We start from the raw sequence: 12,215 nt of genomic DNA, 5'->3' as shown, positions 1-12,215 counted from the left end.
CTTACGGCTGAGGAGCGGTCGATTGCTCGATCGTTTCCTTGCTCTCTTCCCTAGCCTGCTTGATCATCTGCTCCATGCAGCCAGTGTAGCCGGCCGGGCCGACGGGCGAGCAGCTCTGGATGCCGGTGCGGCCGACGCGTTCGATGCTGCGTACCTTGTTGGCCCAGGCCTGGCGCTGCTGCAGCGAGCCACCTTCGCGGAGACGCTCAGGAATCCGGAAACGCTCCTCTTCACCCACGCGCTTGCAGACGACCACCTGGTCGTCGGTCGCGCGCGGACACGGGTCGGTGCCGAAAACGATGATCTCATTGACCCGGTCGGAATTTGGCGTGGTCTGAGCAGAGACAGGCTGAATGGCGGCGAAGCCCGTCATCAGGGCAGCGACTGCAAGATGTGCTGCGTGCTTCGTCATAACTGGTCCTTCCAAGCGTAAAAGCGGCTGACAACCGCTGCTGGTTCCTCAAATGCGTTTCGACAACCCGATTGCGACACGGCATGCCGCACGTATCCCGAAGGTCAATAAGGGATAGCCCGGGGCCTGCGCCGCGCCGGCTTCGCGAGCGGTGTCGCGATGCTCGAGTTCATCTGCCCGAAACTTCTCTATATCGGCGGCAAGCTCGGGATCATCGTTGCCCAGATCTTCGAGCTGCTTGCTGTAATGAAGGTCAATTTCGGTCTCGACGGCCTCGGTACAGGCCATTGCCGCCTTGTCGGACAAGAGTGCAGTTGCAGCGCCTAGTGCGAAGCCCGCGACGTTCCACACGGGCTGCAATACCGTTGGCCGGACGCGTCGCTCGCTCATCAGAGCATCGAAGCGTTCGAGGTGGCGCCTTTCCTGGTCCGCCATGCGTGAAACAAGCTTGGCGGCGGCCGAATTGCGCGGAAGGACCGCAAGCTGTCCGGCATAGATCCGGGTCGCGCCGAATTCGCCGGCCTGGTCGACGCGCAGCATCGACGCCGAATCCGGACGTCGTTGGCCGGGGCGCCAGGCGCTCATGCGCGGCGGCTCTTGAGGATGAGGAAGACGATCAAGACGGCTCCGGAAAGCGACAGGATCGCGTTCCAGCCGGCCATGGAGATTCCGAACAGCGACCACTGCACCTGATCGCATCGGATGAGCGGGACCTTCATCAGGTCTTCCAGGCTCAATCCGCCGGTCGCGGTGCAGGTCGTGAAGCCTTCGAAGATCCTGGCTTCGACACCCGCATGATAGACGCCGATGGCGCCGGAGATCGCGATTGCGAAGGCCGCAAGCAGGGTCAGTCCAATCGATCGCTTCGAGGTTGCCGTGCTGGTGAAGGCGAGCAACGCAAGTACGATCGCCGCGCCGTGAGGCCAACGCTGCCAGTAGCACATCTCGCAAGGGTAGAGCCCGCCGATGTACTGCGAGCCCAATGCTCCGCCGAGCAAGCCCAGCGGGAGGAGCAGCGCGATCAGCCGCGCCGCACGGGCGTTATCGATTCCCAGCATTCCGCCCCTCTGGGCAAGCGCCGCTTCGTTCATCTACGAACGCTTTGGCGAATCCGCTGAGGCGACGTTGGTCGGACCGCGCAGCCGCTTCAGCGTCCGCAGCGCATAGTCGAGCTGGAAGTCCTTGACCCCCTTCTTCTCGAGCTCTGCCTGGGTGAAGTTGAAGCGCGGATCCTTCGAGAAATCATCTTCCTCGAGGAGCTTGTCGTCCACGTTCGCCTGTCCGAGCAGGTGGCGACGGAGATCGACCTCACGTACGACTTTGCGGTCCTTGTAGTCCGGGTCGGTCAGCTGCGGCACGGTGATGTCCGGATCGATTCCGCCCGCCTGAACCGATCGGCCCGACGGCGTGTAGTAACGCGCCGTGGTCAGCCTGAGCGCCGCCTTCGGGCCCATGATCTGGACCGTCTGGACGCTGCCCTTTCCGAAGCTCCGCTCGCCGAGAAGCAGTGCGCGGTGGTGATCCTGCAGTGCGCCTGCGACGATTTCCGCAGCCGATGCGCTGCCAGCGTCGATCAGCACCACGACCGGAAGGCCGTGAGCCATGTCGCCCGGCGTCGCATAGTAGCGCTCGATATCGTCCCGCTCGCGTCCGCGTTGAGAGACGATCTCGCCGCGCTCGAGGAAGGCGTCGCTGACGTCGATCGCCTGGTCGAGCAGTCCGCCCGGATTCGAGCGAAGGTCGACGACATAGCCGAGCGGCTTTCCGCCGGTTGCCTTGTCGATCGCCAGAAGCGCCGCCTTGGTGGCGTCGCCTGTGTTTCCGGCGAACGAGTTGATGTTAATGTAACCAATGCCGTCCTTGATTTCCCACTTCACGGGACGGAGCTCGATGCGCTCGCGGACGAGGCCAACGTCGAAAGGCTTGTCACGGCCGGGGCGGACGATGGTCAGCTTCACCGACGAGCCGGGCTGGCCCTTCATCTTCTCGACCGCTTCGTCGAGCGAAAGGCCGTAGAGAAGCTCGCCATTGATGTGAGTGATGTAGTCGCCGGACTTGAGGCCAGCGCGCCATGCTGGCGTGTCCTCCATCGGCGAAACGACCTTCACCGCGCCGTCCTCAACCGAGACGGTGATCCCGAGACCGCCGTAATTGCCGTCCGTCGTGGCCTTCAGGACATCGAAATCGGTCGCTTCGACATAGCTGGAATGCGGGTCGAGCGCGGCCAGCATCCCGTCGATCGCGCCCTTGATCAGCGTATGGTCGTCGACCTTGTCGACATATTGGGCCTTCACCCGCTCATAGACGCTCATGAACGTCTCGAGCTCTTGGTAATTGGTGGTGTCCGCAGCTGCCAGCGCGCTGGTCGTGACCGGCACCAGTGCAAGCGCTCCGACGAGCGCTAGAGGCGGAAGCAGTTTGCTCGTGAGCTTCATGGCTTTCATGTCCCGAGTTTTCGGACCTTCCTAACCCGCTTTGGGCCCTTTGACAGGCTCTGAGATGAACCTGCGATGAGAGCAGGTGACACATGCTGCCCATTTCGGGACAGTTCCACTCCTATTCGACCAAGTGCACGTCCAAGCGACTGACCGATCTCGACTTTCTCGCCTGGTTTGAGCGGCGATGCGACGTTCAGGAGCAGGCTCATCCAGCCGTTTCCATGGTCGATGATGACGACGGCGTCGTAGCTGCGGAATGGGCCGGAGAAGCGGACCGTGCCGGACGCCGGTACCGTGACCGTCGAGCCACGGCCTGTTGCAAGCGTCAAGCCGCGCGAACGGATGCCGTTGGTCGCGACCGCGCCGAGGCCTTCCGTGACGGCAGCATCGGACGGAAGGACATAGGGGAACGGTGCTCCGGCGACCGCGCCATTTGAGCCGGGGCGAGCTGGCGGTGCCGGTAGTCTGGCAAGCTGGGAAGCGATCGCGCGCGCCTGGTTGCCGCGCTGGACCTCTCCAACCAGCTGTTCGGCTTCCTCTCCGCGGGCAAGGGCGATGTCGCCCGCTCCAAGCGCTTCTCCGCCGCGCTCATTGGCGATCTTGACCGCTTCTGCTTCAAGTTCGGCGAATTCGCGCTTTCGGATGGAGAGCGTGTTGCGGCTGCGCACGAGGTCGGCTCGAGCCAGCTCCGCGCGCTGCTGCAACTGACGTCCGCGTTCGAGTTCAGCACGAAGGGTGGCCGTCCGCGCTCGAATGACCGGCAGGGTCGAATCGAGCAGCAGGCGAACGCGGATGAATTCTTCCGTCGAGCCCTGATCGAGGATCGCGAGCAGGGGCGGGCGCTCGGCCATGACCGCGAGGCCGCCAAGCAAGGCCGTGGCTGGGGCCGCTTCCCGCCGCAGCCGCTCGCGCCTTAGCTCGATCTGGGCCGCAATTACGCGTGCGTTTGCGTCGGCGGCGCTGATCCGCGCTTCCGCGGCCGATATCGCCTGAGCTGCCGCTGCCCTCCGGGCGCCGATGCGCTCCGCTTCGGTCCGAGCCTGATCAGCGGCCTTCTGGAGCTTCGCGACCTGAGCATCCGCAACGCGCGCTTCGGCGACGGCGCGCTTCGCGCTCAATTCCAGCGGCTCGGACGTCGGCAGGACCGGTCCGCTCGCACCGATCAGCAGAGAAGCGGAAAGGGCCGCACCAAAAGGGCCTAGGAGGCGCATGCCTCAACCTTCGCGATGATAAGGGTGGTTCGCAAGGATAGATGTTGCCCGGAACAGTTGCTCCGCCAGCATGGAGCGCACGAGGAGGTGTGGCCAGGTCGCCGGGCCGAACGATAGCAGCAGGTCCGCGTTCGCCCGCTCTTCGGGAGAGTGGCCATCAGCAGCGCCGATCAAGAAGCGAGCTTCCCGCATGCCCCGATCGCGCCATTGCTCAAGCTTCCTGGCAAGCTCCATCGAGGAGAGAGCATTGCCCTTTTCGTCCAGGAGCACCGTGACCGAACCGGAAGCTGCGGCAGGCATTGGAGCGCGTTCGCTGAGTTCAGTGAGCTTGGTCGGCCAGGTGATGCGCTTCAGGTAGCGCTCGACCAGCTCGGCTTCCGGCGATCGCCCGATTTTCCCACGCGCGATGATGTGGAGTTGCAACCAGCCCTCAGTTACGGCCGGCGACGGGGCTCGTTCCGCCGAAGCTCGGCCAGGTGAAGAGGCTGGTGAAGCCATCGTAGATGGCGCGTGCGGCCTGTGCGATCGTGCGCGGGCGGTCGGTGCCGCCGCGAGCAAACATGGCGACTGCGACGCGGCGGCCGTTCGGCATGGTGATATAGCCGACGTCGCTCGCATAATTGTTCAGCGTGCCCGTCTTGTGCTCGACCCTGGTTCCCCACGGCAGAAGCCCGCGGATGCGGTTCTTGCCCGTCGCGCAGCGGCCCATCAGGTCCATGAGGTAGGATCGGCTCTGCGGCTTCAGCACGTTGCCCTTGTCGAGACGACGGAGGAGATCGACCATCGCCAGCGGTGTGCTGGAATCGCGAACGTCCCATAGGTCACGCTTGTCGGCGAGCAGGCGCGCGATCGTCCGGTCGACGCGCAGATTGTAGAGGCCGTTGAATGCGATCCAGTCCTGCAGCCCGCTCGGACCGCCAAGATCGCGAAGGAGCAGGTCCGTCGCGTGATTGTCGCTGTGGATCATCATCCGCTCCATCAGGCTGGCGGCGGATTGACCCGAAATCTTGTCATTCAGGGAGCGGCGGCCATGGTCGACCTGGCTCAGATAGGCAGCGGCGACCGCGACCTTGACCGTGCTGGCCATTGGAAAGGCCGTATTTCCGTTGATGCTGACGCTTTCGCCCGTCGTAAGGTCGAGCGCCGCAACGCCGACGTCGCTGGACGCAGAGCCAACCACAGCTCGGAGCTGCTGCTCGAGACTGACAAGGGCCGGCGAAGACGCCGCATGTACAGGCTGCAGGGCTAAGGCCAGCAGCCCGAGAAAGACAGTAATGAAACGCATGGGGTCCCTCTACCCGCTAGCGACTGTACTTCTATCGGCATCATCGCCGAAAGCCCACATACGTTCCAAATTGTAAAAACTTCTCACTTCGGGACGAAATAAATGCACGATGACGTCATCGGCATCGATCAAGACCCAGTCCGCGGCGGGTAATCCCTCAATCCGAGCGATCCTGCCGAATTTCTCCTTGATCCGGTCCGCGAGCTTCGTCGCCATGGACGCCACCTGCCGCGTTGAGCGGCCTGAAGCGATGACCATGTGGTCGGCGATGCTGGATTTTCCTGCGAGCGGGATAGAGACGACCTCAACGGCCTGATCGTCATCCAGCGATTTGAGGACGAGGGCGTGGAGGTCTTCGACGTCGATCTCAGGACGGCCAGTGGCGGTCTCAGCGGAACGGTCGGGCAAGTGCTCTCCTGACAGAAGTTGGCAATGCGAAACGTTTGGAACCCCTGCGGGGTCCGGATAACGTTCATGCCAGTTGGGATCGTGCGCGCGTAAGCCGGTAGCGGAGGTTCGGTCGGGCGGCAGGCGAAGAAAAGTGATCGCCGGTGCACTCCAATCCGTCCAATTCCTTGCCTGGCTGGAAAGTCGGACGAACCTTCGAAGCCAGCCCATCGCGCGCGCCGCGTGGGCTTGGCGATCATAACCGGGCCGGTGAATCACCGCAATCGGAAGCGATTCCGCGAGCTTGCGCCAAGCCTTCCACTGATGAAATTCGGCAACAGTGTCGCCTCCCATCAGCCAGATGAAGCGGTCGTTCGGGTAGAGGGTCTCGAGCTTTCGCACCGTATCCACGGTGTAGCGGGTGCCGGCCCGCCGTTCGAAATCACTGACTCGAATGCGGGCCCGTCGCGCCATTGCCTTGGCCGAGGCGAGACGGTCTTCGTAGGACGCCATGTCCTTTCGACCGGCCTTCAGCGGGTTTCCGGGCGAAACCAGCCACCACACTCCGTCGAGCCCGAGCGCCTCCATTGCCGCCAGGCTGATCCGCCTGTGACCGATATGCGCCGGGTTGAACGAGCCGCCGAGGAGGCCAATCCGTCTCATGATCGTGGAGCTAGCATGAGCGCCGGACCGCGCATAATGTCGGGGAAGGGGGATTGGTCATGCCGGATCTCGAAGCGATCGGTGACGCAGCGAGCGGTGCGGTCCTGGCGCGGACCGTCGAGCCGCGAACCGGCTCCGGCGAAGACGGCCATACGCATGAAAAGAACTGCCTGAATTGCGGCGCGGAGCTGGCCGGTGACTATTGCCACGCATGCGGGCAAAGGGCGCGCGTTCACAGGACACTTCATGCCTTCTGGCACGACCTGCTTCATGGCGTGCTCCATTTCGAGGGGAAGATCTGGCACACTTTACCGCTGCTCGCGTGGCGGCCGGGCGAGCTCACCCGGCGCTACATCGACGGCGAGCGGGCCAAATTCGTCTCCCCGATGGCCCTGTTTCTCTTCTCCGTCTTCCTGATGTTCGGCGTTGCGAGCTTCAGCGGCGGCCTGTCGCCCAGGATCAGCCCTAACGCTCCTGCGGAGCTGCAGAAGAGCATTACGTCCAACGAACGTCAGATCGCGGCTTTGCAGCGAGAGCGCGATGCCGCAGTTCGGGACGGCCGCTCCACGGCATCCTTCGATCCGAAAATTGCCGAGCTTCAGAAAGACCTGGCCATTATGCGCGGCGTCCAGTCTGGCGAGATAGGGAGGGTCGCGAAGACCCAGATCGACGCGCCGGATTGGTTGAGCAAGCCACTGGAAAAGGCCGTCAAAAATCCGGACCTGCTGTTCTACAAACTCAAGACCAATGCCTACAAATTCAGCTGGATGCTGATTCCGCTGTCGGTCCCGTTCCTGTGGCTGATGTTCCCATTCAGCCGCCGGTTCAGGCTCTACGATCACACGGTGTTCGTCACCTATTCGCTGAGCTTCATGACCCTGCTGGTCGTGGCGGCGGTTTTGATTGGATTGGCCGGGCTGCCCGCGGTTGCGGGCTTCGCGATGTTGATCCCGCCATTTCACATCTATCGCCAGCTTAAGGGCACTTATGGGCTTTCGCCCGGCGGTGCGCTTCTCCGGACATTTCTGCTGATCGCGTTCGCGACGTTGGCGCTCGGCCTGTTCCTGCTGATGCTATTCGGGCTTGGGCTGTTCGACTAGCGGCAGGGATACTTCTTCTGAAGCACTCGCAGCATTGCCTGTTTCAGGTTCAATTTCGGCCGCTCGGTTGAAGGAATTGCTTCGAGCCCGTCGATGAACTCCATCGAGCCGAGCTGCGCGCGCGCCTTGGGCGAGCAATAGAGGATCGGCTTGCCCGTCTTCTGGGCAGCGAGACGATCATCGCGAAGCGAATTGCCCGCCGCATAGGCTTCCGACTTGAGCCGACGGTAGTCGGCGTCGAAGAATGCCAACGGCCCTTCGCTTTCAGACGGTTCGCACGGTCCAGGAAGTTCTGAGCGGAGCCTGGAGGTGCGGCCAGCGCCGATGCAGCGCTGGCGAGGACAATCGCAGCGATTGCGAAGCGGGCTGGCGTCAAGCGCCGGCGGTCGCCGGACCGCCGATGCCGGACTTCGGACGCTTCGCCTTCGGAATCGAAGAGCCGGCCGCCGGGATCGTCGGACCCTTTTGTCCGCCGCGGTCGATCGCTCCGCCCGCTATCAGCGTCTTGATCTCGTCGCCGCTCAGCGTCTCATACTCCAGAAGGGCCTTGGCGAGCGTCTCGAGCTGCTCGCGATGCTCCTCGAGCAGGCCCTTGGCGCGATCATAACCCTGCTCGACGATGCGACGGATTTCCTTGTCGATCGCCTGCGCAGTCTCGTTCGACATGTTCTTCTGGCGATTGACTGAATAGCCGAGGAACACCTCTTCGTCGGCTTCCGCATACTGAAGCGGACCGAGCGCATCCGACATGCCCCAGCGGGTGACCATGTCGCGGGCGAGGCCGGTCGCGTAGCTGATGTCCGACGACGCGCCCGAACTGACCTTGTCGTAGCCGAAGATGAGTTCTTCGGCGACGCGGCCGCCCATGGATACCGCGAGGTTCGCGTACATCTTGTCGCGGTGGTAGCTGTAATTGTCGCGCTCCGGCAGGCGCATGACCATGCCCAGCGCACGGCCGCGCGGAATGATCGTTGCCTTGTGGATCGGGTCCGAAGCGGGCTCATGCAGAGCGACGATTGCGTGGCCGGCCTCGTGATAGGCGGTCATGCGCTTCTCATCCTCGGTCATGACCATGGACTTGCGCTCGGTGCCCATAAGCACCTTGTCCTTGGCTTCCTCGAACTCCTGGGCTGCAACCAGGCGCTTGCCCTTGCGGGCGGCTAGCAGGGCTGCCTCGTTGACGAGGTTCGCGAGGTCCGCACCGGAGAAGCCCGGCGTGCCGCGCGCAATGACGCGAGCGTCGACGTCCGGAGCCAGCGGTACCTTCTTCATGTGGACGTGCAGGATCTGCTCGCGGCCGTCGATGTCGGGGCGCGGAACGACGACCTGCCGGTCGAAACGGCCCGGGCGCAGAAGCGCCGGGTCGAGCACGTCCGGACGGTTGGTCGCGGCGATGATGATGATGCCTTCGTTTGCTTCGAAGCCGTCCATCTCGACCAGCAGCTGGTTGAGCGTCTGCTCGCGCTCGTCGTTGCCGTTGCCGAGGCCGGCGCCGCGATGGCGGCCGACCGCGTCGATCTCGTCGATGAAGACGATGCACGGGGCCGACTTCTTGGCCTGGTCGAACATGTCTCGGACGCGGCTAGCGCCGACGCCGACGAACATCTCGACGAAGTCCGAACCGGAAATGGTGAAGAAGGGTACGCCGGCTTCACCCGCGATGGCGCGAGCAAGAAGCGTCTTGCCAGTACCCGGCGAGCCGACCAGCAGCGCGCCCTTCGGGATCTTGCCGCCGAGGCGAGCGAAGCGGCCCGGATCCTTGAGAAACTCTACGATCTCCTGAAGCTCTTCGCGGGCCTCGTCGATGCCAGCGACGTCGGCGAAAGTCACTCGGCCCTGCTTTTCCGTCAGCATGCGAGCGCGGCTCTTGCCAAAGCCCATCGCGCCGGAACCCGCGTTCTTCTGCATTTGGCGCATCACGAAGAAGGCGACCCCGATCATGAGTATGAACGGCAGGGACTGGATCAGCAGGTAGTACCAGACGCTCGACTGCTCGGCTTCCTTGGCCTGGACATTGACGCCAGCCTTGATGAGGCGATCGGTAACTTGGGCGTCGGCCGGAGCGGTTGTGCGAAACGTCTGACCACCTTCCAGCTTGCCGGTGATGACCTGGTTGCCGCTGGCGGTCGACGACGTCGTAACCGACTGGACGTTTCGCTCATCGACCTGCCGGACGAACTCGGAATAAGCGATGGTCTCGCCGGTCGCGGCCTTGGAGCCTCCGCCGATCATCTGCACGAAGACCACGAGCCCGAAGAGGATGCCCACCCAGATGAGCAGGCTCTTAGCCCAGGGATTCGTTGGCTTTTTCTCGTTCATCGCGTCTCTCTCGGCGGCGCAAAGGCCAGTCAGAATCGGAAGATAGGCGTTCGCACCTTAATAACAATGATACCACAGGCGTTTCGCGGTGTCCTGAACGGGGCCAACTCGAGATTCTGGATTCAGCTCTTTAGGAAGCTTCCCGTGAGGAACTCGTCCGCGCGGATCGCGAGCTCGGTCCGGCTGCTGACTCCGAGCTTTTCGAACAAAGCGTGGAGGTAGACCTTGATCGTCCCTCGGTCACTCCAAGCTGCTCGGCAACGTCGCGGTTGCGAAGTCCCTTACGAACAAGGCTGATCAACTGGCGCTCGCGCGGAGAAAGTGCGTGCGCCTCGCGATCGCCGAGCGTTTCGGCTAGTTCCTTCGCGCGGACGCCGAGTTCGGGATCGATCCATCGGGCGCCGACGCTCACCTTTTCCAGGCATTCGAGGAGATAGGCCGGGTCCGAATTCTTCAGGACCATTCCCTGCACTCGAAGCGACTTCGCTTCGAGCAGGGATGCATCGTCGATCGCCGCGGTCAGCAGGACGATCTTAAGCCGGCTGCCGTTGGATCGGACTCGGCGCAGAACGTCCATGCCGGTACCGCCGGGCATCTGGAGGTCGAGGAGAAGGATATCCGGCTTTAGCTCTTCGACTTTCTGAATCGCCTGCTCCCCGGTGGAAGCCATGCCGGCAATTTCGAACTCCGTTCCGCGCAGCAGGGCTTCGATCGCCGTGCTGATCATTGGATGGTCGTCGGCAAGCAAGATACGCATCACTGGAGCCTTCCGCCGATTGGGAGGGATACCGAGATCTTGGTCACGCCCATGCCGCGCGACAGCTCTAGCGCGCCTCCGGCAAGCTTTACGCGCTCACTTAGCGAGCGGGGCATTTCGCCGGTCAACGGCGATTTGGGATAGCGTGTCCCGTCATTGATGAAGTCTAGCCGGAGCCGCTCCGGGTCGGAGCGAAGGCGGATGGTCACGCTCTTCGCGCCGGCATGCCGGACCGCATTGGCAACGGCCTCCCGAACGAGGTGCTGGGCATCGAGATGAAGGCGGCTGGGCACCATCATGTCGGATGTCTGGGATGTAAACTCGCAGAGCACATCCCATTGCGTCGCCAGCCTTTCCGCAAGCGACCGCAAATCCTTGGCGAGCTCGTCCAGGCCGATCTGCGGGGCGCTGCGCAAGGCCGCGATGAAGGACCGCAGCTCACCCTGCTCCTGAAGCATCAATTGTTTGAGATGATTGAGCTCCGGTTCGAGGTCGCGGCCCGAAACCAGGTCGCGTCTGAGTGCTTCCAGACGAAACGCAGCTCCGGCGAGGAACTGCACGACGCTGTCGTGCAAGTCGCGCGCAAGTGCCAGTCGCGACCGCGCTTCGGCGCTTTCCTCGACCGCTCGGAAGTAGGCGTGGCGTTCGACGTGACCAGAGACGTCGGCGGCGACCTCACTGGCCAGATCGATGTGGTCCGTCGAAAGGTTCGGAATCGATTCGAGAAACAGTTCGCCCCGCGTGCACCCGTTCGGATCGGGATCGCAATTCCCTCTGATAGCTTCAGTGCCGCTGCCGACTTTTGCTGAAGGAGCTTGCTCGCCGGAGCAGGGCACAGGTTGCGCTGTTCATCGCGCGCAAGCGTCCGGTCTTTCACAAGGTCGTAGAGAAACGGAGTGGCGCCAGCGTTCTGCAGCGTTCGCCCTGCAAGCCGGATGATCGACAATGTGCCGTTACGCGCGACAAAGGCCTCCGCGTCGGCCCGGCCCTGGTCGCGCCAAACCAATATGCCGACCCCGGCTTGTAGCCGTTCCATCGCTGCCCGAAGGCTCGTTTCAATTGGCGACTCGTCCAGCGAGGGGTCGGTGAAAGAACTGGTCTCGCGAGAGTAGATGCCTGCGCGCCACTGGTTCACGCCGAACCAGATCAGGATCAGCGAAAGGATGACGAGGTGACCGGTCCGGTCGACGAAGTCGTGCAGAACGCCTTGTGTAGATTGTTCCGAAACGACCATGCCGGCCAACAGGTAAAGCGTGACGAGCAGGACGGCCGTGAGCGCCGTCGCCCGCCAGCCCCAACGGATCGCGGCCGAGAGCAATACGAACATGAAGAAGGTGAAATACGGGCTGTCGAACCCCTGAGTAGAGAACACCAGTGTCGTGAAGACGAGGATGTCAACCGCGTGAGTCGGTCCGGCCAGCCTCGCATCGAGCCACCAATTGTTCCAGGTGATGACCAGAATGATCAGCGCAAAGATCACGTAGGAGCTGTTGACTGCGAATGGGCCACCCAGCGGGGTGAATGCGGGGCTAGCGTCGAACCACAATGCGAACAGCAGCAGGGACGCCAGCATGTAGCGTCCGATCGCGATCACGCGCCCGGAAGGTAGTCTAAGCCCCGTTTCACATGCATTTGATACCGCA

14 protein-coding genes and 1 pseudogene are annotated in these 12,215 nt (G+C 62.9%); 1 reads left to right on the top strand and 14 read right to left on the bottom strand.

Annotation, left to right across the window (positions count from 1 at the left end; all coding sequences use genetic code 11):
- Position 1: 1 nt before the first annotated feature.
- From H9L14_RS11030 to H9L14_RS10990, 9 genes and pseudogenes are all read right to left on the bottom strand, one after another.
- Complete coding sequence (locus tag H9L14_RS11030; protein ID WP_187708136.1) at positions 2-412, bottom strand: hypothetical protein; 411 nt, start codon at positions 410-412, stop codon at positions 2-4.
- A gap of 48 nt (positions 413-460) precedes the next feature.
- Positions 461-997, bottom strand: coding sequence for a demethoxyubiquinone hydroxylase family protein (locus tag H9L14_RS11025; RefSeq protein ID WP_187708135.1), 537 nt, complete (start codon positions 995-997; stop codon positions 461-463).
- Positions 994-1,470, bottom strand: coding sequence for a disulfide bond formation protein B (locus tag H9L14_RS11020; protein ID WP_187709956.1), 477 nt, complete (start codon positions 1,468-1,470; stop codon positions 994-996). Before H9L14_RS11020 ends, H9L14_RS11025 begins: the two co-directional genes overlap by 4 nt.
- A gap of 33 nt (positions 1,471-1,503) precedes the next feature.
- Entirely contained in the window at positions 1,504-2,847 is a 1,344-nt protein-coding gene (locus tag H9L14_RS11015; protein WP_187709955.1) for a S41 family peptidase, read from the bottom strand.
- Between the two features lie 5 nt (positions 2,848-2,852).
- Positions 2,853-4,061, bottom strand: coding sequence for a murein hydrolase activator EnvC family protein (locus H9L14_RS11010; protein WP_187708134.1), 1,209 nt, complete (start codon positions 4,059-4,061; stop codon positions 2,853-2,855).
- A gap of 3 nt (positions 4,062-4,064) precedes the next feature.
- On the bottom strand, positions 4,065-4,484 hold the full coding sequence (locus H9L14_RS11005) for a 23S rRNA (pseudouridine(1915)-N(3))-methyltransferase RlmH (protein ID WP_187708133.1): 420 nt from the start codon (positions 4,482-4,484) through the stop codon (positions 4,065-4,067).
- Positions 4,485-4,491: 7 nt separating this feature from the next.
- A complete protein-coding gene (locus H9L14_RS11000) occupies positions 4,492-5,346 on the bottom strand; it encodes a serine hydrolase (RefSeq protein WP_187708132.1) in 855 nt (284 codons plus the stop codon).
- 9 nt (positions 5,347-5,355) lie between these two features.
- Positions 5,356-5,754: a ribosome silencing factor gene (gene rsfS / locus H9L14_RS10995; protein WP_187709954.1), complete on the bottom strand. Its 399-nt coding sequence runs from the start codon at positions 5,752-5,754 to the stop codon at positions 5,356-5,358.
- A gap of 36 nt (positions 5,755-5,790) precedes the next feature.
- A pseudogene (locus H9L14_RS10990) lies at positions 5,791-6,396 on the bottom strand (nicotinate-nucleotide adenylyltransferase); the annotation flags it as partial.
- A gap of 59 nt (positions 6,397-6,455) precedes the next feature.
- Here H9L14_RS10990 and H9L14_RS10985 point away from each other — a divergent pair.
- The gene (locus H9L14_RS10985) at positions 6,456-7,496 is read left to right on the top strand and encodes a DUF3667 domain-containing protein (RefSeq protein ID WP_187708131.1); all 1,041 of its coding nucleotides are present in this window, start codon (positions 6,456-6,458) and stop codon (positions 7,494-7,496) included.
- Here H9L14_RS10985 and H9L14_RS10980 read toward each other — a convergent pair.
- The 5 genes from H9L14_RS10980 to H9L14_RS10960 all read right to left on the bottom strand — a co-directional run bounded on the left by H9L14_RS10980 (position 7,493) and on the right by H9L14_RS10960 (position 12,166).
- Positions 7,493-7,747 carry a hypothetical protein gene (locus tag H9L14_RS10980; RefSeq protein WP_187708130.1) on the bottom strand — a complete coding sequence of 85 codons (255 nt, stop codon included), beginning with the start codon at positions 7,745-7,747 and terminating at the stop codon, positions 7,493-7,495. The genes H9L14_RS10985 and H9L14_RS10980 overlap by 4 nt on opposite strands.
- Positions 7,748-7,868: 121 nt before the next feature.
- A complete protein-coding gene (gene ftsH / locus H9L14_RS10975; protein WP_187708129.1) occupies positions 7,869-9,815 on the bottom strand; it encodes an ATP-dependent zinc metalloprotease FtsH in 1,947 nt (648 codons plus the stop codon).
- A gap of 130 nt (positions 9,816-9,945) precedes the next feature.
- On the bottom strand, positions 9,946-10,572 hold the full coding sequence (locus tag H9L14_RS10970) for a response regulator (protein ID WP_187708128.1): 627 nt from the start codon (positions 10,570-10,572) through the stop codon (positions 9,946-9,948).
- The gene (locus tag H9L14_RS10965; protein ID WP_187708127.1) at positions 10,572-11,132 is read right to left on the bottom strand and encodes a sensor histidine kinase; all 561 of its coding nucleotides are present in this window, start codon (positions 11,130-11,132) and stop codon (positions 10,572-10,574) included. The genes H9L14_RS10970 and H9L14_RS10965 overlap by 1 nt, the downstream gene beginning before the upstream one ends.
- Entirely contained in the window at positions 11,030-12,166 is a 1,137-nt protein-coding gene (locus H9L14_RS10960) for a hypothetical protein (RefSeq protein WP_187708126.1), read from the bottom strand. Before H9L14_RS10960 ends, H9L14_RS10965 begins: the two co-directional genes overlap by 103 nt.
- Between the last annotated feature and the right edge of the window lie 49 nt (positions 12,167-12,215).

The sequence above is a fragment of the Sphingomonas sediminicola genome (genome assembly GCF_014489515.1).
Classification (GTDB): Bacteria; Pseudomonadota; Alphaproteobacteria; order Sphingomonadales; family Sphingomonadaceae; genus Sphingomicrobium; species Sphingomicrobium sediminicola.
This window is presented reverse-complemented; position numbering and strand designations above follow the sequence as displayed.